The 22881-nt window shown below is 49.8% G+C and carries 17 protein-coding genes; 12 read left to right on the top strand and 5 right to left on the bottom strand.

Going from position 1 to position 22881, the window contains the following annotated elements; translation table 11 throughout:
• The first annotated feature begins 339 nt into the window (after positions 1-339).
• Entirely contained in the window at positions 340-4239 is a 3900-nt protein-coding gene (locus tag AB8516_RS03785) for a retention module-containing protein (protein ID WP_369158231.1), read from the top strand.
• A gap of 200 nt (positions 4240-4439) precedes the next feature.
• Here the strand turns inward: AB8516_RS03785 and AB8516_RS03780 are convergent, their stop codons facing one another.
• The 4 genes from AB8516_RS03780 to AB8516_RS03765 all read right to left on the bottom strand — a co-directional run bounded on the left by AB8516_RS03780 (position 4440) and on the right by AB8516_RS03765 (position 6462).
• A complete protein-coding gene (locus AB8516_RS03780; protein WP_369163226.1) occupies positions 4440-4967 on the bottom strand; it encodes a sulfur carrier protein DsrE2 in 528 nt (175 codons plus the stop codon).
• Positions 4968-5066: 99 nt separating this feature from the next.
• On the bottom strand, positions 5067-5297 hold the full coding sequence (locus tag AB8516_RS03775; protein WP_369158228.1) for a sulfurtransferase TusA family protein: 231 nt from the start codon (positions 5295-5297) through the stop codon (positions 5067-5069).
• Positions 5298-5372: 75 nt separating this feature from the next.
• On the bottom strand, positions 5373-5981 hold the full coding sequence (locus AB8516_RS03770; RefSeq protein WP_369158226.1) for a TetR/AcrR family transcriptional regulator: 609 nt from the start codon (positions 5979-5981) through the stop codon (positions 5373-5375).
• Between the two features lie 283 nt (positions 5982-6264).
• On the bottom strand, positions 6265-6462 hold the full coding sequence (locus AB8516_RS03765; RefSeq protein ID WP_369158224.1) for a hypothetical protein: 198 nt from the start codon (positions 6460-6462) through the stop codon (positions 6265-6267).
• 247 nt (positions 6463-6709) lie between these two features.
• On the opposite strand from AB8516_RS03765, the gene AB8516_RS03760 reads away from it, so the two are divergent.
• The 8 genes from AB8516_RS03760 (at position 6710) to AB8516_RS03725 (ending at position 13435) form a co-directional block, all read left to right on the top strand.
• On the top strand, positions 6710-8551 hold the full coding sequence (locus AB8516_RS03760) for a copper resistance system multicopper oxidase (protein WP_369158222.1): 1842 nt from the start codon (positions 6710-6712) through the stop codon (positions 8549-8551).
• A gap of 14 nt (positions 8552-8565) precedes the next feature.
• A complete protein-coding gene (locus tag AB8516_RS03755) occupies positions 8566-9267 on the top strand; it encodes a copper resistance protein B (RefSeq protein WP_369158220.1) in 702 nt (233 codons plus the stop codon).
• A 12-nt stretch (positions 9268-9279) separates the two neighbouring features.
• A complete protein-coding gene (locus AB8516_RS03750) occupies positions 9280-9783 on the top strand; it encodes a cytochrome c (protein WP_369158217.1) in 504 nt (167 codons plus the stop codon).
• 31 nt (positions 9784-9814) lie between these two features.
• A complete protein-coding gene (locus tag AB8516_RS03745; protein WP_369158215.1) occupies positions 9815-10303 on the top strand; it encodes a DUF411 domain-containing protein in 489 nt (162 codons plus the stop codon).
• Between the two features lie 23 nt (positions 10304-10326).
• Positions 10327-10758, top strand: a complete 432-nt coding sequence (locus tag AB8516_RS03740; protein ID WP_369158213.1) for a DUF4399 domain-containing protein — start codon at positions 10327-10329, stop codon at positions 10756-10758.
• Positions 10759-10867: 109 nt separating this feature from the next.
• Positions 10868-11311, top strand: coding sequence for an Hsp20/alpha crystallin family protein (locus AB8516_RS03735; RefSeq protein WP_369158211.1), 444 nt, complete (start codon positions 10868-10870; stop codon positions 11309-11311).
• Between the two features lie 19 nt (positions 11312-11330).
• On the top strand, positions 11331-11726 hold the full coding sequence (locus AB8516_RS03730; RefSeq protein WP_369158209.1) for an Hsp20/alpha crystallin family protein: 396 nt from the start codon (positions 11331-11333) through the stop codon (positions 11724-11726).
• 269 nt (positions 11727-11995) lie between these two features.
• On the top strand, positions 11996-13435 hold the full coding sequence (locus AB8516_RS03725) for a DegQ family serine endoprotease (RefSeq protein ID WP_369158207.1): 1440 nt from the start codon (positions 11996-11998) through the stop codon (positions 13433-13435).
• A gap of 597 nt (positions 13436-14032) precedes the next feature.
• Here AB8516_RS03725 and AB8516_RS03720 read toward each other — a convergent pair.
• Positions 14033-15196, bottom strand: coding sequence for a hypothetical protein (locus AB8516_RS03720; RefSeq protein WP_369158205.1), 1164 nt, complete (start codon positions 15194-15196; stop codon positions 14033-14035).
• Positions 15197-15527: 331 nt separating this feature from the next.
• Between AB8516_RS03720 and AB8516_RS03715 the strand changes: the two genes are divergently transcribed.
• The 3 genes from AB8516_RS03715 (at position 15528) to AB8516_RS03705 (ending at position 22592) form a co-directional block, all read left to right on the top strand.
• On the top strand, positions 15528-17777 hold the full coding sequence (locus AB8516_RS03715) for an EAL domain-containing protein (protein WP_369158203.1): 2250 nt from the start codon (positions 15528-15530) through the stop codon (positions 17775-17777).
• A 578-nt stretch (positions 17778-18355) separates the two neighbouring features.
• Positions 18356-20419: a diguanylate cyclase gene (locus tag AB8516_RS03710; protein ID WP_369158201.1), complete on the top strand. Its 2064-nt coding sequence runs from the start codon at positions 18356-18358 to the stop codon at positions 20417-20419.
• A 307-nt stretch (positions 20420-20726) separates the two neighbouring features.
• Positions 20727-22592, top strand: a complete 1866-nt coding sequence (locus tag AB8516_RS03705) for a methyl-accepting chemotaxis protein (protein WP_369158199.1) — start codon at positions 20727-20729, stop codon at positions 22590-22592.
• The last annotated feature ends 289 nt before the right edge of the window (positions 22593-22881 follow it).

The raw sequence follows: 22881 nt of genomic DNA, 5'->3' as shown, positions 1-22881 counted from the left end.
TGCCCCTCGATAGAAGGCACTCCATGCCATTATGTGCAAAGATTGGTGTCAGCCAACTGCCCATACAGGGCAGACGGGTGCCTTGTACGGGGAGATATTAACGTATCCACTCCGCGAACACTTCATTACGATGAACTGGGTGTAGCGCCTATTTTTTGGTGCCGCATATTTAAATTCTGCTTATGGTAAATAAATATTTAATAAAAACAAATAGATACGAATATTGTACCAAGGTACAATAGCAGTTTTACGGCATCCCTTTAATAATTCCTCTAACCCAATAGGCGATTTCTCGTAGTTGCCTGAAAAATTGAATTCAGTTTATCTGTAGAGGGATGTATGGCTACTAATGCTGCATCGGCAAGTGGAAAGGAAATTGGTTTTGTACGCCAGGTGATCGGCGAAGTTAAGGCGACCGGAAGTGATGGCGTCGTGCGCACCCTTCAGATGGGTGATCTGGTATTTGCCGATGACCTTATCGAAACAGGAGGCTTGAGCAGTATCGAGATTGTCTTCAATGATGGGGGCAACCTGACATTAGGACGTAATTCGCAGGGCCGGCTCGATGCCGATGTCTATGAGACCGTCACTCCAGAGGACGGATCGGAATATGCTGCATCAATCGATGCCATTCAACAGGCAATTCTGTTGGGTGAAGATCCGACCGCAATACAGGAAGCACCGGCAGCAGGGACTGGCGAAGCTGCTGCAGGTAACGAAGGAACAAGCTTCGTCACTGTGGAACGGACAGGCGCCCAAACGACACCTGAGAGTGGATTCGAGACTGAGGGACTGACATTAGGCATCGGCGAAAGCGAGGATCACGCTTACTTAAACGCACCGCCAATCGCCGAAGACGATGAAGCGGTCACTGATGAAGATACACCGATCACCATCCCGGTGCTCGGAAACGACAGGGACCCGAGTGGTGATCCGATCAGCGTGGTGGAAGTGACCCAGGGTGAACACGGCAGTGTCAGCATCGATACCGAGACCGGAAACCCGGTGTATACGCCAAATCCCAATTACAATGGCAGCGACAGCTTCACCTACACTATCAGTGACGGAGCCGGCGGTGTGGACAACGCTACGGTCACAGTGGCGATCGATCCAGTCAACGATGTGCCAGTTACCAGTACCATCAGTGTCGAGCCAGACGGCACAACCATGCCTGATCCCAACTCTGTGGATGCCGGGATTTACGAACATATCATCCCGGAAGATACATCCGTTTCCGGGTTGGTCATGGCCACCGATGTGGACGGTGACGCACTGGTTTATACCCAGAACAGCAATCCATCGCACGGGACCGCCGTGGTCAATCCTGACGGCAGCTATACCTACACACCCGACCAGGACTATAACGGTAACGACTCATTCGAAGTGCTGGTGGACGATGGCAACGGTGGTACTGCCATATCCAGGGTCTACATCATCATCACTCCGGTGCAGGATCCGTCGCAGATCACGGCGGGATTGGGTAGCGTAACAGAAGACACCATACTGTCCACATCCGGCCAGCTGACGATAAGCGATGTGGATGGTCCGCAAGATGAAGCCTTTAATCCACAGAGTAGTGTTGCAGGAGCGTATGGCACTTTTTCGATCGATGCCAACGGCAACTGGCAATACAACCTGAACAACAGTGACCCGGCGGTACAGGCATTGGATGCTGGCGAGCGCATCACTGAGGTATTCACGGTCACGGGTGTCGATGGTACATCTTCGACTGTAACGGTGATTATCAACGGTGTGAATGAGAACAGTCCACCGACTGCATTGAATGACAGTGTCAGCACCAGTGAGGATATACCGGTCACGGTTTATGTCCTGGGCAACGACAGCGATCCGGATGCTGATCTGCTAACCGTGACAGGCTTCACCCAGCCGGCCAATGGCACGGTAACGCAGCTGTCGAACGGTACATTCGAATACACCCCAGACCCGAACTTTTTCGGGGTAGATGCATTTACATACACAATCACCGATGGTGTGGCGGGCTCGGATACGGCTAGGGTTACCATCAATGTGGGAGGCGTTGCAGAGTCACCGACAGCGGCAGATGATTCTGGAGCGAGCCCAGTACTAGGTGCACCGATCATTGTGGATGTCCTATCCAACGACAGCGACCCAGACGGCAATTTAGATCCCTCCAGCGTACAGATCGTGGGCAGCGCCAATCCGGGCGATCCACTAGCGGTCCCGGGCGAAGGTACCTGGACTGTGAATCCGACTACCGGTGCAATCATGTTTACGCCGGAATCTGGCTTTAACAACGATCCGACACCGATTGCTTACATCGTGTCAGATAATGAGGGCAATCCCTCTAATCAGGCAACAGTCACGGTTTCCTATGGTGATGAACCCGTAGCTGGAAACGATGCCAGCAACGGTAACACGATCAATACACCGGTCACCGTCGATGTGCTGATCAATGACAGCGATCCGGACGGCAGCATAGATCCTTCCAGCGTACAGATCGTGGGCACAGCCAATCCGGGTGATCCACTCCCGGTCCCAGGCGAAGGCACCTGGACAGTGAGTGCGATCACCGGCGCGATTACCTTCACGCCGGAATCGGGCTTTAGCGATGATCCGAGCCCGATCAGCTACACGGTTGACGATAACGACGGCAATACATCGAACACCGCTACCATCACAGTTGACTATGCCATTCCTCCTGTGGCTGCGGATGACAGCATCACTACATATGAAGATACCCCTATTACAGTAGATGCACTAAGCGGTTTGTTGAGCAATGACACGGATCCGGACGGTGAGAGTTTTAATCTCACCCAGTTTGAGGTGGGTGGCGTGACTTATACCGCCGGAGATACCGCAATAATTGCAGGTGTTGGCTCATTACAGATCAACACTGATGGCAGTTACAGTTTCAGTCCGACAATCCATTACAGCGGTATAGCGCCGCCGGTGAACTATACAATCGCCGATGGTTCCGGGGGTACAGCCAGTGCGACGTTGACTTTGGAGACTATTGCCGTAGCCGATACACCCAATTTGATTGTCACCTCGGATTCGTTTTCGAATATGGCTGACTTTGAGTCGGTAAATCTCGGTTCCAGGAATTGGGGAGCTGTGGATCACGCTTCTGTTGCTGGCGGTATATGGGATACCGCGAATAGCGGTGGTCTGGTAGAAGTGGGCAGGGAATTTGTTTACTTACGCAATGGTGTGCGAGATAACCAGGTTATCGAACTGGAGCATAGACGGGGTGATACAAGCAACTTCTTCACTGACTTGGCCGTAAATGAAGGGCAGGTCTACACGCTCAACTTTGACTATGCCGCGCGCGCGGGTGCATTCACGCACTCGGCTATCGAGCTGTTTTGGGAAGGGAGTCTTATTGCAACGCTCGATACCCGGGTCGCTGCACTGCAATCATTCAACTTCAATCTGTTGGCTTCCGCAACAGGCAATGCGCGTCTTGAGTTTCGTGCAGTCGATACAAACAGTATCGGTGGGTTACTGGATAACATTTCGCTCAATCTCCAGCAGAATACGGGCTACGAAAACCAGCCGATTAATTTACCCGATCTGACGGGGTCTCTCATAGATATGGACGGTTCGGAAACGCTCTCCTTTTCGATCAGCGGTATTCCAGCCGATTCCACACTGACCGATGGTGTACATTCCTTTCCTGCAACACCTGGGGTGTCGACCGTTGATGTCACCGGCTGGAATCTGGACAATCTGCAGCTTATCCCGCCCACGGGATTCAATGGGGAGCTGACGCTGGAATACCGGACAACTGCAACGGAAACATCGAATGGCAGCCAGGCTACACGGGCTGAAGATGTTCAACTCACCATTCTGCCGGCGAATGGCGGTCCTGTGGTGGATCCGGATGATCGAATTCTGTTTGACGCCACAAGCGCGCTGATCGATGGTGGCGATGGAAACGATACCCTGCTGGTGCCCGGTAACAATGATCTGGACTTCAGCAATGTCAATACAATCAGAAATATGGAACAGATAGATCTCACAACAGGTGATCATGCCATTACAAACCTGAGTGCGGCTGATGTGGTGGATATGACGGATGAAGACAATCTGCTTAAAATCTTGGGTGATTCTTCTGACAGTGTCGAACTATCCAGCGAATGGCATGAAACAGGGAACTCCCATACTCAGAATGGTCATGTATATGCAGAATACTTCAATACGGAAGGCAGTGCGGTATTATTGATCGAAGATCAAGTGAACGTGACGATCATTTAGAGCAGGTGGTTTTATACACACAGAATTACCAGGAAACAGGACCTAACGATTTAAGGGGTGATGTCCGTCTGGCTTCCATATGACGGTTGGGGCATACCCCTTGTACAGTGAGACTTGGACAAGTCCGCACCGACCTATAGGTTGCCTACGATGACTTGTGTGCAGCACGTGCCCCCCGGACAGGGGGCATTCCATGCTTCTTATATGAAAAGATTGACGTCAGCCTTCATTGCCCGAGGCAGAAAGCTGGCTGCACCGACCCACTCTTCGATCTCGGTGATGAAATCATCCTTACCGTAATCAAAGAGATCAACGGTCATCTGGCAGGCAATCAATTTAACCTCGGCCTCGACACACATTTCACGTAATTGTTCAATGCTGGCGATGCCTTTATTGTTCATGGTCTTTTTCATCAGACTGGTCGCCATCGACTCAAAACCCGGCATAAGCGTCATGACCGAGGTCGGCATGGACAGTGGCTTGCCCTTGATCCAGTTGGGTCCCTCGGGCAGTTTCATGGGCATGGCCGGATTGCCGAGTGGTGTCACCTTGAGATCCAGATCCTGCTTCAGCAGGTTCAAACCGTAAAAGGTGAAAAAAATGGAGACATCCCAACCCAGCGCAGCCGCCGTTGAGGCGAGGATGAAGGGTGGGTAGGCCATATCGAGGGTTCCCTTGGTGGCGATGATCGTCATCGAGGGGATATGCGCCGCATCCCGTTCCGCCATCTTCTCCTCGAAACGCTGATCAAACCAGCTGTTCAGGTCTTTGGTGGGGATATGGATCAGTGATGCTGTATTACTCATGCTAGCCTCCCGTCAGGAATTTCAGACCTTGCGGATTCTGAAAAAGAAACCATTCTCGAACTGTTCACTGGAGACCATCTGGTGACCGGTCTGGCTGCAAAATGAGTCCAGATCCTTTACTGAGCCAGGGTCGGTTGCAGTGACTTCAAGGATATCTCCCGATGTGAGTGCGGCGATCGCTTTTTTGGTCTTCAGGATCGGCAGGGGACAGTTAAGGCCTCTTGCATCGAGGGTGTGTATGTTCTCACTCATGGCATTGCTCCTTTACAACAAGTGGACGTTAAAGTACAAGATGACCGGTCGGTCAAGTCGTACATAAAAAAAATATCAGTTAGTTTGCCTGTGCTCGATCCGTATGCTTTTGATAGCCGGGCCCAGTGATCTCACCACATCCGGATCGTTGCGTGTCTTGGCGAGAAGAATCACACCTTCCAGGTAGGCCAACATGGCGGTTGCCGTGGCCTCCGTGTCCAGGGGTGGGATCTCGCCATTCTCAACCGCTTCCTCAAGGGCCTGGTGAAAACGGGCGCTGGCTTTGTTGAAGACGGCATTAAGCCTGGCTCTGATCACCTCGTCGCGGGTGCTGATCTCAAGAGCCAGGTTGCCGAACAGGCAGCCGGGCATGCGGCCTTCCAAGTTCTTTGCCGCTTTCTGCCAGAAGTAGACTGCATCCACCATGCAATCGAGTCGTTCGAGAGGTGGAAGTGCCTCGTCAAAAGCCTCGGCGACGAAGCCGTGTGCCCAGTCGTCAGCCATGCTGTCGATGACCGCCATCGCCAGGTCTCGCTTGGAGGGGAAGAAGTGGTAGAAGCTCCCTTTCTGTACCTTGGCCAGGGTGCAGATCTCCTTGATGCCCACATCCGCATAGCTGCGGCCGTGAAACAGGTCACGGGCTGTGGCCAGGATACGCTCTTTGGTGTCGGGGGCGATACTCATGATCAAACAGTATATTAGACCGGTCGGTCAAGTCAAGTTTTTAGTATTGGCCAATTGGTCGTCAAGCTGCTCATCCATGCCCATACCAACTAACTCGCTAGCGTTAAAAAAACCGGAATTTATTTGAGGTTATATCTAACAATTTTCATCTGGTCTCTGGTTAATCGGAACTTTTCAGTCAACTCTATTTCGAACTGATAACTTCAACTGACAAGAGACATCAGCGTCCCTGCCTGGTATGCGCGCGTTCACTCGAAAAACAGTATTGGTGTTACTGGTTCTGTCACTGAACCTGATCCCCTTCCGGGGCGTTATGGCGGGGCCACTCCAGGTAAGCGATGACGGATCGTCTCATGAAGGAATGGCTCACGACACACACGCTGCCGGAGCTGTTGTCGAAAACATGTCCGATGACACTTGCCATCCCGGGCAATTGAGCGATGGAGGCTGTTGCAGCAGTGATGCCTGTTCCGTCAGCCATTGCATATCGACAGCCTATCTTGTCCCTTCGCAATTGATCGACCTCTCTGTTACTGCAAGTGCTGCTCAAGCGATATTCATCGATCAGTCATTACTTCAGCAAACTGATTCTCCGCCCTTCAGACCGCCGCGTCTCTGATTCCGCTGCATTCTGACACTGGTTTCGCAGTGTCTTAACGATAAGCATCGAAGATTGTTAATGCAAAACAACGCCTGCGTGTTGTTGAATTGCAAAGGAATTAGTCACAATGAAAAGAGTTTTTGACAGGTTATTGAATGAGGGTGTCAATTTACATCGTCGCAGGTTTGTCACCGGTCTCTCTTTAGGTGGCGCAGCCCTGGGATTGCAGCCATTCGGTTTGTTGGCGGGTAGAGGGAGTGAACCGGGTGGCACGACACTGCAGGGAAGGGTGTTTAACCTGACCATTTCTCAAACTGCGGTGAACTTTACCGGCAGTGCACGTGTCGCCACGACAGTGAACGGTAGCGTGCCGGCACCGGTGTTGCGTTGGCGGGAAGGCGATCAGGTCACCTTGAATGTCACCAATCTGCTGCCGGAAACCAGTTCCATCCATTGGCACGGGATTATCCTGCCGAGCGCCATGGATGGGGTGCCCGGTATCTCAACCGGTTTCAATGGCATCCCTCCCGGTGAGACATTCAGCTATCGGTTTGACGTCAAACAGAGCGGTACCTATTGGTATCACAGTCACTCCGGTTTTCAGGAACAGACCGGTCTTTATGGCGCAATCGTTGTCGATCCGAAAGAACCCGGGCCTTACGCCTATGACCGGGATTATGTGGTGGTACTGTCGGACTGGACGGACGAAGATCCCAACGATGTTTATGCGAAGCTGAAAAAGTTGAGCCACTACTACAATAACAACGAGCGCACCCACGGGGATCTGATGCGTGACCTGGAGCAAAAGGGTTTGAGCGCTACCTGGAACGAGCGCAGGATGTGGGGTGAGATGCGCATGAGCCAGCGGGATCTCTCCGATGTCACAGGCTTTACCTATACCTACCTGATGAACGGGAAAAATCCGGCGGATGGGTGGATCGGATTGTTCAAACCCAAGGAGAAGATCCGTCTCAGGTTCATCAATGCATCGGCAATGACCTTTTTTGATCTGCGCATACCGGGATTGAAAATGACCGTGATCGCAGCAGACGGTCAGAATGTTGAACCGGTTACGGTTGACGAAATCCGCCTCGGTGTAGCAGAAACCTACGATGTATTGGTGGAACCGGCCGATAACGCCGCCTATACAATCTTTGCCCAGGATATCGCACGCAGCGGTTATGCCCGGGGGACGCTTACACCCCACTTGTCAATGACCGCACACATCCCTTCGCTGGATAAGGTGGCCAACCTGGAGCACGGCGATATGGGTATGAGTATGCATCATCATATGGATCATGGCATGCCTGAGGCGGGGCATAGTCAACCCAACATGCCAGCCACTATGGATCACAGTCAACACAATATGTCAGGCGCCATGGATCATAGCCGACATACAATGACAGACCGCATCAAGAAGATGGAGCCCAATTCGTCCGACTTCAGCGCTGGCCCCGTCAATCATGCGGCGACGGAATATGGGCCCCATGTGGATATGTTATCGGAGGATCCCCAATATCGGCTGGATGATCCCGGTGTCGGCCTGCGGAACAACGGCCGCCGGGTATTGACTTATGCCGATTTGCGCAGTCTACACACGACCAGGGAACATCCTGATCCGGACCGGGAGATAGAACTCCATCTGACCGGAAATATGGGCCGCTATATGTGGTCGATCAACGGTGTCAAACATGCTGACGCTGAGCCGTTGCGATGGAAACTGGGGGAGCGACTTCGTATCAACTTTGTCAACGACACGATGATGAATCATCCAATGCATCTGCATGGCATGTGGAGTGATCTGGAGAGTGGAGACAACAATTACCTGCCTCGTAAACACACAGTAATCGTCCAGCCGGGATCTCGCATCAGTTATCGGGTCAGCGTGGATGCCGAAGGTGGATGGGCTTACCACTGCCATCTGCTTTATCACATGCTTGGCATGTTTCGCACTGTTACCGTGAGTTGAGTGGGGGCTATGCAATGAATAAAAGAGTGACGTTCTTTTCAGGTATATTGCTACCCGCTTCACTGTTGGCGGGAGGTATGAACGATGATCCTTTGATCTATAAAGTGATGATCGAAAAGTTGGAGATACGTGAGAGTGATGAAGCGAATCCCCTGGTACTGGACGCTGAGGCCTGGGTCGGCTATGACTTGAATAAGTTCTGGTTTAAGACAGAGCTGGAAAGACCCGGTGGAGAGACCGAGGAGGCTGAAATACAGCTTCTCTACAGCCGGGCCATCTTTCCCTTCTGGGATGTTCAGGTAGGTTGGCGAAGAGATTTAATACCCGATCCCGAAAGAGATTGGCTGGCCATTGGCTTGAAGGGATTGGCTCCCTACCTGTTTGAAGTGGATGCGTCGCTGTTTGCCGGCGAGTCGGGACAGATTGGCGTACGTTTGGATGCCGAGTACGAATACCTGTTTACCCAAAGGCTGGTGCTGACACCGGAAATCGAGATCAATCTCCATACAAAGGATGATGAAGAGGTGGGTATCGGTTCGGGGCTTTCCGATCTCTCTTTGGGCCTTCGGCTACGCTATGAAGTAAAAAGAGAATTCGCGCCCTATATAGGCGTCAACTGGTCGAAGCGCTTCGGCGACACGGCAGATTTCGCCAGGGAGGAGGGCGAGGACGTCAGCGATCTGCAGTGGCTGATCGGTGTGCGTGCCTGGTACTGAGAGGTCTTTAGCATGAAAAGTGTACAGATATTACTATGGCTCATACCCATCAGCCTTATTGTTTCCGCCTGCGATAAACCGCAGAGCGAATCATCCGGCCAGGCTGTTGTACAATCTCAACCCCGAGCGATGCCTGCCGAGCGTTGGTACAATAGTCAACAGGTTGTCAAAGGAGGCAAGCTCTACCAACAGTTTTGCGCGGAGTGTCATAAACCCGATGCCTCCGGCACAACCAATTGGCAACAGCTGGATGAAAAAGGTAATTATCCACCGCCTCCGCTCAACGGTACGGCACATACCTGGCACCATCCGCTTTCAGTCTTAAGAAGGACTGTGAACTTCGGCGGCATACCCCTGGGCGGTACCATGCCGGGATTTGGTGAGAAGCTGAAGCCGCAGCAGATCGATGACATACTGGCCTGGGTGCAGTCCCACTGGTCCGATGAGATCTATGCGATCTGGTATGAGCGGGATCAGCAGGCCGGGACAATGTTACCGCTACAGAAAAAAGGGTGACGCCACTGAGAATTGTTTAACGAGGTCAATTATGATTAGACTAGAGACCAGTAAATCGTATCGGAATGGATATCGTGCAGGTAAAATATGCCATTCCTTCAAATCACTCCTTCTTCTGTTGGCGGCTCTGACGCTATCAACTCACTCATTCGCAGCCGATGTCATCGTCTACAAAAGCCCGACCTGCGGATGTTGCAACGATTGGGTAAAACATCTGCAACAGAATGGCTTTTCCGTGCAAGCGCATGACAGAAGTGATATGCAGTTGGTGAAGCGTACACTTAATGTCCCGCAAGGGCTTCAATCCTGTCATACCGCCGTGGTGGGTGACTATGTCGTCGAGGGTCATGTGCCGGCCAAGGAGATCGTGCGTCTATTGAGAGAGAAGCCAGCGGTCAAGGGGATCAGTGTCCCCGGTATGCCGATGGGCTCGCCCGGCATGGAAGGCCCAAGGAAGGATAATTATGATGTGCTTATCTTTGATGAAAAGGGTAAGACTGAAGTCTATTCCCGCTACTGAGTAAACGGTTAATGGAGCAGGCTATGCACAAAACGCTTGTAAGGATCACCTTCATACTTTGTCTAAGTGTCTTCGCTGTTTCAGTCACTGCCCATACACCACCCGAGGATGCACGGGTGTTTTTTATCGGTTTAACAGATGGGGCTGTGGTGAGCACTCCCTTGAAGGTGAAGTTCGGTATAGAAAAATTCGGTATCATTCCCGCCGGTACAAAGGATAAACGCCGTCACACGGCAGGTCATCACCATCTGTTGCTTGACCTGAAACAGCTGCCCGATCTGGACCAGCCGATCCCAAGGGATGACCATCATATCCACTTTGATCGGGGAGAGACGGAGGCCGTATTGGATCTGTCGCCCGGTAAGCACACCCTGCAACTCTTATTGGGTGACGAAACCCATGAACCCCATGATCCGCCCCTGATATCGGAGAAGATCACGATTACCGTAGAGTGACCCAATTGGTTTGTTCCAGTCAACGGCAGGCTTGAAAAAAGAATCGGCCATCCCTATCTAATAGGCAACGTAACGATTTATTGCATTTCAGTGCAAGGAGATGAGTCTAATGTTGCCAAGAATACACGGCTTCGATTCAGGCCTGTTCAATGAATTCAGGCGTCTGGAACAGGAGATGGATCAGCTTTTCGGTGCAGGGTTCTGGCCGAATACGATGCGATCCATTGCCAAAGATAACTATCCGCCAATCAACGTCGGCGTAACGCCGGAACAGGTTGATCTCTATCTGTTTGCGGCCGGCGTGAATCCTGAGGAGTTGGATATCTCAATCAATGATAACCGTTTGTCCATCAAAGGCGAGCGACACGTTGAGCGGGATGACGAACGGAACTATTTTCGAAAAGAGCGATATGACGGTGCCTTTCATAAGGTAGTCACACTGCCCGATGATGTGGACGCGGACAAGGTAGAAGCCCACTACGACAATGGTGTTCTGCATATTGTCATCCAACGTCGAGAGTCTTCCAAACCACGACAGATTACCGTTCAGTAATTGGCGGGAGGTAGAGGTAATGAGTACCAGTAAAGAGATAACCAAACACGATCTTCAACCGCAACAGCGGCGTGAATTACCGCAACGCAGTATTCGACCCAATGTGGATATCCTTGAAGATGAGACAGGCATCACCCTCAGGGCGGATCTGCCCGGCGTAACGAAAGAGGGGTTGGATATTCAGGTAGACAACGAGACCCTGTCCATAGACGGCAAGGCGGAGATCGATATGCCTGAGGCGATGCAGGCCCTGTATGCGGACGTGCGCGCAACCCGCTACCAGCGCAGCTTCTCTTTGAGCAGTGAGTTGGATGGGGACAAGACTGAAGCAAACCTTAAAGATGGCGTATTGTCGTTACGGATTCCGAAACGTGAACAGTACCAGCCCCGTAAAATTGAGATTCGCAACGGATAAGTAACCCCTCTACTTTTCATTGCGGAAGCCTGCCCCGGACTGTTTCAGTCCGGGGCTTTTTAAATGGCCTCTGTGAATGTCGCTTACAGCTGTGAACTTATCAAGAATCACAGGGTCAATTAGATCGTTTTAGTGATCAGTAGCGGGTATGAGGTGTTATAAAGACTGACTCAGTCTGGAAAGGCTGATTTATCCGGTTATTATAATAATTGAGAATCAGTCTGGTTGCATTGAATATAGGGTAAACACTGAACCGGTAGGAGATCGTCATGAAGCGGTATCTATCCACAATAATACTTATTCTCTTCTGTTTGCTGTCAATGAACCTGAGTGCTCAGCAGGGAGGCATAGAGAGCCTGCGCCAAACCGGTAAGGCCTTTGCCTCCGTGGCGCAAAAAGTCTCTCCATCCGTCGTTTACATTCAGGTCGAGACAGTCAGGGAGCGTGCGCCAAACAATGAATATTCCCCGTTTGGCGATGATCTGTTCCGGCGTTTCTTCGGCCCGCGATTTCCCGGTGCGCCGAGGCAGCAACAGAAACCGCGCAGACATCGTTCGGTGGGGCAGGGATCGGGGTTTGTATTTTCCCACGACAAAGGGCTGTTTTCGAACAAGGCCTATGTCATGACCAACAATCATGTCGTTGAGGGAGCGGACAGGATAACCGTCAAATTCAAGAACGGTCATGAGTTTTCCGCAGAGATCAAGGGTAGTGATCCGAAATCTGATATCGCAGTCCTGGAGATAGTCGCCGATGACTTGCCGGCACTCTCGCTAGGCGATTCCAACAAACTTGATGTTGGAGAATGGGTGTTGGCATTCGGCAATCCATTCGGCCTCAGCCACACCATGACTGCCGGGATCGTCAGTGCAAAAGGGCGTACAAGTCTTGGTATCAGCGATTACGAGGATTTCATCCAGACCGATGCTGCCATCAATCCCGGCAACTCGGGTGGACCCCTGGTGAACCTGGATGGAGAGGTCGTCGGTATCAACACGGCGATTTTCAGCCGTAGCGGGGGCTATATGGGTGTGGGATTCGCCATACCCATCAACATGGCCAAGGGCATTGCCAATCAGCTTCTCGACAAAGGGGAGGTTACGCGTGGTTTTCTGGGCATCATGATCCAGCCTCTGACACCTGAATTGGCCGAATCCTTTGGTACGAAGTATCAAAAGGGAATTCTTGTGGCAGAGGTTTCTGAAAATTCGCCTGCGGATCGAGCCGGGCTCAAACAGGGTGATTTGATCTTCAAACTTGATGGAAAGAATGTTGGCAATGTAGGTGATTTTCGCAACCGGATATCATTGACCTCACCTGGCAGTAAGGTGGGTTTGGAGATCATACGAAACGGTAAACCCAAAGCCATTGAGGTGACAGTGGGCGAGCTGAGCGAGCAATCAGCAGCCGGTTCAAACACAAAGACCACAGAGGAACTGGGACTTACGGTACAGACCCTGGACAAAGAACTTGCAGAATCCTTTGGCACCAATACCACACAAGGTGTGGTTGTTACCAATGTCTCACCGGGTTCAATTGCGGCAATGGCCGGGATTGACGCAGGAACGGTAATTACCCAGGTCAATCGTAATCCGGTAACAAATGCCGGGGAGTTTGAGGAACGGATCAACGAAGGGCGTAGTCAGCGTCAGGTCTTGCTCCTGGTAATGAAAGGAGGCATGTCACGCTTTGTTGTGCTTCGCTGGTGATCCAGTTTGATATCGGCCAGGCCTTTTTTAAGGCCTGGTTTTGGTATCGTCACTGGGAATATTTTTCCTACACTAAATTTTCAAACAGGCATCCTATTTCGGAATGAAATTCTGAAAGCGTCGAAATGGTTTACAAGTCGTTTATTCAACCATAGCCAACCTTCTGATTTTTATAGCATGGCATAATTACTGCTTAAATCTTGTATGTGCGGTTCAATAGACAGTAGGCAGTAAATCGTGAACGGTTTAGAATCCTTTTCTCTTTCCAGAAAGAAAAACTGCGAATACTATATTCAGAAGATTGCAGAACATACTCCGCCTGTAACTGAGAGTGATGAGCGCATGATTCGAATCTATCAGCGTATACTCATCAGGGATCGTTCCCTACTGTACAACCTGGATCTGCTCAAGATGATAGACGCTCTACGTAAGGACTCTATAGTAGGAATAGATATAGTTGGCATATCATCCAATCTGTCTGAATCTTCAACCTCGCTGAATCTAGACGAATTCAGAGCGTTACTCGATGAAACTCAGAACACCCTGAATAGTTAGGGTTGTAATCACCCTTGTTAAATACAAGGGCACTAAGGGTTTTCATCGTGCTTCGTGCGATGCGAAACCGCCGCACTTTCGTTCCAGGCCTTTCTCCAGATATGTAATGAGTAACTTCATCAGTGCCACGGTCTTTTGATTTATCCTTGGATCCTCCGCAAAAAAGTGATCACTGCCCATTGCAACAATTGTCTGGCTGTTCGGTGCAATTGCATCAGTTAAAAGCGTTAAACCATCGTTTGGCCCTTCAGATCTCAGTATCGGATAATTTTCGCCGGAGTATCGACTGATTTGTCCGGAGAGGGGAATGCCTATGTAGTTGATGACTAAGATATCAGGGTCTATTTGTAGGCGAGCATATCGTTTTCTGCTTTGTTTGGTACCCATGCTCAATATTGCCTCTTTGTCCCAGCCTTTGTGCCAAGTGGCCAAAGTCAATAACCAGTGCCGGTACCACGTTTGATAGTGATCAACAATCGGGCTGCCCTGAAGAATGCCTCCCAGATTGAGCCAGGCTACGATGTCGCCTTGTTTTCTTTTGGAAAATCGATTACTGAGCGCCAGATGAATCGCCGGTCCGGCAGAACTTGCACCAACCAGAATTATTTTTTTGTTGGAGAGGACATGCCTCGAGATATCCGCTGCCAGTACCGCTGCATTTTCTTCCACGCCTCCGGTAGGCGGTATATTGACAAAATAGTTTTCAAGACCGAACTCATCGGCTAGTTGGCGAGGTCTGGCAAAATCCGATCCGGTGAAATACCCGGTTTCCACGTAGTCCCATCCTGGTACGAACAGCACTCTATATGAAGCGATGTCTGCGTTGACTGTCGTCTCTGTGTTGAGGTGGCGGGAGAAGGCCCGATTGATCTCTATATTGCATTTATTGCTCAAAAGACGATCCGCTAGGAATAGTGCTGCAAAATCGACCGAATATTTATGAGAGATTATCTTCAGCTCTTCTCGCGACGGAATGGATTCTCCATTCTGGCTATAAAGCGCAGAAATCTTTTTAGCCATCTCCGTGTTGTCATGATTTTCAGCAAGATAATTTTCAAGGTAGTAACGCGCTATCTCAGAATCCACAGTGGTTTTAACAGGCTCCCCGAAAAACTCCCCATGTACGGGTATCCTTGGAATGGAACCGCAGGCTCCAAGCAATATGCAGGCTAACAGGGCAAGTGTTTTCATCAGGGTTTCAGTCATTGCAGAGTATGATCAGCCGGGCTTATGTGATGTGAGAAAGGATCCCTATCTGATTGGTCATAGAGTAATAATAGTGATTAAAAGATTTACGGTAAAATATTGAATCACAAGAAGTTTCGCTAATATAGCTGCTGATTCATTGAAGTGTACAGACATTCTGAATTGTCTGACTCAAGAAGGCATTGTAGATGACAGTGATCTTCCTTAGATTTTGGATGCCTATTGGCCTGCAGCTCCTATTACAGAATAAATTGATTTGTACTAGTGTCGCATATGAATGTAGAAATAATAGGATTGGTAATTTGTCTGTCATGATGGGTAAAATTAAATAATGTCTAGTATTAACAGTCAGTTAAAGCGTCAACTAACTGCTGAACATGAACTATTTCTCAGTGAAGAGCGCCTTACTCTGGCCTTGAAAGGGGCAAATGACGGTTTGTGGGACTGGAATCTGGAGACAGATGATGTCTATTACTCTCGCCAATGGAAAAGCATGCTCGGTTATGAAGAAGACGAGCTTGAACATCATCTGGATACATGGGCAAGTCTGGTTCACCCGGATGATAAGGAGAGGGTCTTAAAAACGGTTGAAGATCATCTGTCCGGAAACGCAGATTCATTTGAGGTTGAAATGCGTATGCGACACAAGGATGGTCATGAGGTCGTGGTATTGTCCCGCGCATTTCTCGTCAATCGTGCATCCGACGGTAAAGCGATACGATTGGTGGGGACCCATGTCGATATCACGGAGCGCAAAAAGACCGAATCATACTTAGCAAAAAATGCTGAAATCCTGGAGTTGATTGCAACAGGGGAACCAGCACCGGTGATTTATGACCAGATAGCGTTGATGTATGAGGGACGCCATCCCGGCATGCGCTGTTCCATGCTTGAACTGGAGGATGGAAAACTCCTGCATGGCGGAGCACCGAGCCTGCCTAAGGAGTATTGCGAAGCAGTGCATGGCTTGGAATACGGACCCAACGTCGGGTCATGCGGCACTTCCACCTATACCGGTCATCGGGTACTTGTGGAGAATATTGAAACGGACCCCAAGTGGGTAATAATCAAGCATGTAGCACTGCCACACGGCTTGCGATGTTGCTGGTCTGAGCCCATCAAAAATTCCTCGGGAAAGGTGCTGGGCGCTTTTGGTATGTATTACAATCATCCCGCGCTGCCCAATGATGAGGAATTGGAGGATCTGAAATCCGCGGCCCGACTCGCAGGGATCGTCATGGAGCGCGATCAAGCCCAAAAACGCATCCGTGAATTAGCCTATAAAGATGAATTGACCGGGCTTGCCAGTCGTGTGCGCTTTTATCAGCAGCTTGAGGAATCGATAAAATCATCCGACCGCAGTGGGCGACGTTTCGCGCTTCTGTATGTCGACCTGGATGATTTCAAAGGTGTGAATGACAGTCTTGGACATGATGCGGGTGATCTGCTGCTCAAAGATATCGCCAAGTGTCTGAAGAGTGTCAGCCGGGAGATTGATTTTGTGGCACGTCTCAGCGGTGATGAATTCTGCATCATTGTGAAAGACGTGGATGATGATTATGCAGCTGCACATGTGGCTCAACGTTGTCTGGATATGATTTCGGAGCCGATTGAACTGTCCGCCAGAAAATTTACCCCAAGCTGCAGTATTGGTATCGCCCACTACCCTGATGATGGTGAGAATCTTTCTACCATGCTGAAAGCTGCTGATACCTCACTCTACTCTGCCAAGGAGCATGGGAAAAATCAGTATGCTTTCTATAAGCCAGAACTCACCCACAAAGCTGAACACCGTTTCCGGGTAGAACAAGCCCTGAGAGAGGCGGTGGAAAAGCAGCAACTGTCACTTGTCTATCAGCCACAGATCCTGATGCATACCGGTGAAATAATCGGTGTCGAGGCATTGTCACGTTGGAATCACCCACAGCTGGGCCAGGTTCCCCCAACAGAGTTCATAGCCACAGCTGAAAGAATCGGTATGATCAAACCGCTCACTGAGTGGGTATTGCGAACAGCATGCAATCATGCCGTTGCGTGCAGAAAGGCTGGCATACCGGCAGTCAGGATGGCAGTGAACATATCACCAAGCCATTTTCTCGATAAGGACTTTGTTTCTCTTATCAATCGCGTCATTGAAGAGACAGGGATGAATCCGACTGAACTGGAACTGGAAGTAACAGAAAATGTTGTCCAGACAAATCCAGAAAACCTTACTGTATTTCGAGAATTGAAAGACCTTGGCGTGTTGATAGCGATCGATGATTTTGGAGTGGGTTATTCGTCGTTTGCATCGCTAAAACATCTAACAGCTGATTACCTGAAAATAGACAGGCACTTTGTCAATGACATGCTATCCGATGATGAAACACAGCTTCTGATTGCATCTATGATCGATTTAGGCCATAAGCTGCAGCACAGAATCATTGCCGAGGGGGTCGAGACCGCCGATCAGTTTGATGTGCTGAACGATCTGGGATGTGACACCGCACAAGGTTACTTATTCAGTAAACCAGTTGGCGCTGATGAGATTACGCAAATTTTAAACAGTAATATTGATAACGGAAGAAGCATGTGGTCGTAACTCATCAATCAGAGCGATTTAGTGCCATAACTCCCAAATAGTCTGAAGTGGTGCTACTACAGCACGTCTTTGGCAGGACTACTCAATGTCGAACAGCTGAAAGCGGACACTAGACTTCCTGATAATAAAGTCCATTGAGTGTCCGATCGGGCAATTGGATTACTTGAAGTCTCCGCTTCAAGTCCCGTAAACAGTTTGCAGATGACATTTTCCAACCAAGATTATAGCGACACCCTTTCTGTGGGGATAGATGTATTTACCCAGTGGTAGTACAGTGGAAGGAAGATTGATCAGTAGATACAAGGATCGAGTGTTTGGGCTGGGGGGCAGTTGGATTATTTTGATATACACAATAACTGATTTCGGACAATAGCGATCACTTGAGTGATTTTCGAATAACTATCGCTATCAGTGCTCAGCAGACATCCATAAAGATTGATATCTGTTGCATAGATTGGCAAGTAATTACTAAATCAGGCATGGAAGCAATTCATTGATATTTATAAATACCAATAATAAGAGTGCGAGATTTTCAATGTTATTCTTTAGTATAGTCCTTGATTATTGAGTGATCGAAAATGGTGTCGATTGAATTGAAGTCGTCGAATCGTCATGAAAACGGTATACGCATACAGCTGCGTGATGTCCTGCGCTTCTTCCTGCCTGGGACGATCATGCTGGTGGCCGTGATCACCGGATTCTACTACCTCGACTACTCTATCGATCGAGAACTGATCGCGGAGCGGGAGAAACACAACGCGGAGATTGGGTCCCGCGACATCGATCAGAGCATCCAGGGAATCGCCAAGGATGTTGCTATACTGGCTAACTCGGTGAGTCTTCAGGAATTTTTCGAGAACGGATCAACCTCTTCCCTGCAAAAACTTGGCCGTGAGTTTCTGAACTTCTCGCGTAGCAAGCAGAGTTTTGACCAGGTGAGATACTTGGACGAAAACGGGCAGGAGCGTGTTCGCGTCAACTATAACAGCGGAGCGCCGACCCTGGTCAAACCGGATCGTCTGCAGAACAAGGCCGGTCGTTATTACTTCAGCGATACATTCGAGCTTTCGCGTGGAACCCTGTTTGTGTCGCCCCTGGATCTGAATGTTGAACGTGGCGAGATCGAGCGCCCCTTCAAACCTATGATTCGCATCGGTACCCCTGTGTTCGATGCACAGGGAAATAAACGGGGCATCGTGCTGGTAAACTATTTCGGACAGGAACTGATCGGTTCCCTTCAGTCATCGGCGCGAGGCACGGTGGGGGAGATCATGATGCTCAACCGTGATGGATATTGGCTGCTGGCGCCCGATCCGGAAGACGAATGGGGCTTCATGTTCAAGAACGAGCGGCGTTTCTCGAACGCCTATCCGGACGTCTGGGAGTCCATTAAGACCATGGGACAGGGGCAGCGTTTTGTTGATGCCGGTATATTCACCTGGCGCACGGTATACCCGCTGCGTGCTGGGATTATCTCCGCCGATGGCAGTGTGGATGTGACTGGTGAAAGTCTTGCCAGTCTTTCCGGTCGAGAGTATTTCTGGAAGGTGGTGAAACTGGTTCCGCAGAGTCATCTGGCCAAGGAGTTGGAGAAGCGCTTCAAGTATGGCTTTATTCTGTTATTGGCGCTCTCCATCCTTTTGATGGTAGGTAGTGCCGTTCTGGCCGTCGCGCTCCAACGTGAGCGGACCGCGGTGGATTCACTGAAGCGCAATGAACGACGACTTCGCACCATCACCTCGGAACTGGCGGAAGGCCTGGTTGTGCTGGACAAAAAAGGCACGGTTACTCTAATGAACCCGGAAGCGGAGCATCTGCTGCACTGGTCCGAGGCGTTGGCGCTCGGACGCCGCTTCGTTGATTTGGTTTGGGGCGGGGAACGGGGGAAAGCGCAGGGGGGCTCGCCCATCTCGGCTGTTCTGGAGCACGAGCAGGTGCAGCGGGTGGAGGAGGATACCTTCAACCGCAGTGACGGCAGTCAATTGCCTGTGGCCTACACTGCGGCTCCTATGGAATACGAAGACAGCGTCAACGGGGTCATCGTCACCTTCGAGGATATCACTGAGCGCAAGCAGCTACGCGATGAACTGAAGCGCATGGCCAGCCACGATCCGCTTACTGGCCTATGCAATCGACGGGAGACCGAGCGATTCCTCGAGCAGATAATGCACCACAACAAGCGATATAGACGTGCGGTAGCCATCTGTATGATTGATATCGACCACTTCAAACTGGTGAATGATACCCATGGTCACCAGATGGGCGATCTGGTGCTAAAGACGCTTGGCAAATTGCTTCAGGATCAGACTCGGGATGTGGACTGCGCGGGTCGCTTTGGCGGCGAGGAGTTCATCCTGGTCCTGCCGGAAACACCCCTACAGGAGGCCTACACCTTGGCCGAGCGCGTGCGTAAGGCGGCATCGAATCTGAAAATCAACGCACCCGGTCTGGAAGTGCCTCTGTCATTCACCATCAGTATTGGGGTTTCAGCCCAAATCGAGTCGCGTCTGACGGCAGAGGGTCTGATCAACGAGGCCGATCGTGCGCTCTACCAAGCCAAGGCCCGGGGCAGGAACCAAGTCCGGGTAGCCCAGGACAGTTCCCAGAATGTTTCCCCAGGAGAGTCGCCGGTTGACGCATAAGCTTTATCGCTCGTACATTCCAAGAAGACTTAATTAGCAAGCCATGCCTTAGACCGTCGAGCTGCACCTGTTACCTTTTTAGCCCATTCCAGTAACGCTTCTGGGCTCTCCAGAATATCAGCAGGCATTTCATGAAAGTTCAGTTTTCGGGTATTGTCTTTTCGTATGTATATTGAGCCTTATAAAGATCTTTGAAATTTATATATTTTCCTATGTGTGATAAGTGTCATTAAAGGATGTTGGATAGTGGTCGCTAGACAATTCAAGGTAAAAGAATATCCGCAAATATGTCATGGAGGATTCGCAAATGTCTATTAAACAACAATTTTTTCTGCTGATCAGCATAGTTGTCATCAGTATGATTGTTCAGATAGGCCTTGACCGCTACATAACCAATACACTTTTAGAGCTTGAGCAGGAAAAAACACTCCTGGCCCAGATAGAAGCCGGGATGCTGATGTTGCGCCGCAATGAAAAGGATTTCCTGATGCGCAAAGACCTCAAGTATCTTGAGAAATTTGAGGCTAACCACAAGCTCCTTCAGCAAAAGGTTCAGGGATTATCTGAAAAACTCAAAAGCTCCGGTATTGAAAATGATGATGCCATAGAGGTAGGAACGATCCTTGAGCAATATACTGTCAAGTTTCGTGCGCTGGTGTCTGTACAGCAGGAGATCGGACTGCACCATAAAGATGGGCTCTATGGCAGTCTGCGAAACGCTGTTCATGGCATAGAAAAGCTTGTGAAAGAGCAACACGAGTACCAATTGCTCAGCGACATGCTGATGCTTCGCAGAAACGAAAAGGATTTCATGCTAAGGGATGATCTTAAATATGAAACCAAGTACAACAATAATATTGTCAAATTTAAACAGACACTGGCGGCAAGTACGATACCCGTCGAGGTAAAAAACAGGATTTCCCAGGCATTGAAAAAATATAAGAGCGATTTTTTATCCCTTGTTGATGGATATAAGCGCAAGGGCTTAAGTCCCAAGGAGGGGATTCGCGGTCAATTGCGTGCAACAGTGCATCGTACGGAAACGTTGATAAAGACACTCGTTGAGCAGGTAAATGCAGCAATTGCAGACCACAAAAAGCAAGCCAATATTCTCAAGATCGGAAGTAGCCTGTTACTGGTACTGGTTTTGGTCGGTCTATTGCTTTGGCTATCCGGCTTTATTCGACATCCTATTCAGCTGTTTACCGATACGCTTAAACAAGCAGCGGAAAACCGTGATCTTACCTTGCGGGCAAATATTAAGAACAAAGGCGAGATAAGTGAAATGGCATACTCCTTTAATGGCATGATGGATGAATTCCAGAAATTGCTGAACAAGGTAACCGAGTCTGCCCATGCTGTAACGGAAGCCTCCCACCAGATTACGCAAGTAACGTCCAACACCTCTTCCGGCATGCAGCAACAACGGACAGAAAGCGACCAGGTAGCAACGGCAATGAATGAAATGGCAGCTACCGTACAGGAAGTTGCACAAAGCGCCGCACGGGCTGCGGATACTTCCAGTGCAGCCGATCAGGAGGCCAGTGCGGGCTCTGCTGAGGTGAAAAAATCAATTAATGGTATACAGGAACTGGCAAAACAGATCGAGGATGTGGCAACCACCATCAAGGAACTTGAACAGCAAAGCGGGAATATCGATACTGTTTTGAACGTCATAACGGGTATTGCGGAGCAGACAAATCTATTGGCTTTAAATGCGGCTATTGAGGCCGCACGTGCAGGAGAGCAGGGTCGAGGATTTGCTGTTGTGGCGGATGAGGTGCGTACCCTGGCGCAGCGAAGCCAGGATGCTACCGAAGAGATCAAAAACATTATTGAAAAGCTTCAAAACAAGTCGCAGGACGCCGTTGCGGCAATGGAAGCGGGAAGCAATCAGGTTCTCATTACCGTCAAACAGGCTCAACAGGGAGGCGCATCATTGCAGGCCATATCCGAATCAATTGCAACCATCCGGGATATGAACACACAGATTGCAACTGCATCCGAACAGCAATCGGCGGTAGCCGATGAAATAAACCAGAGCATAGTACGTATTGCCCAGGTATCGGATGAAAGTGCTACCGGCACGGAACAACTGGATCGTACAAGCATTGAATTGTCCGGACTGGCCAATCAGCTACAAGAGAATATTTCACATTTTAAAGTAACCTGATATTTCAGTGTGGTGATGATAGCGATACCCTTTTCTGTAGGGATTGATGCATTCAATCAATAGCCGGAACAGTGGGAAGGGTCTTTGACCAGGTAAAAAAGGTTCGAGCACTAGGATGGGAGAATCAAGTCGGATTATTTTGATTTGTAGAATGACTGGTTTCGGCCAGTAGCAGACATCGAGTTTGGCAGTATATGATGTTTTTTTCGCCCACAAGCAGACTTACCAAGTTGTAATTAGTAAAGACTAAATCTGGCCTGTTAACCAGATTTGGCTTTTGACAAATAGA

This window comes from Candidatus Thiodiazotropha sp. LNASS1 (assembly GCF_964212655.1).
Taxonomy (GTDB): Bacteria; Pseudomonadota; Gammaproteobacteria; order Chromatiales; family Chromatiaceae; genus Thiodiazotropha.
Note: the sequence above shows the minus strand (reverse complement) of the source record. Positions and strands in the feature narration are given on the sequence as shown.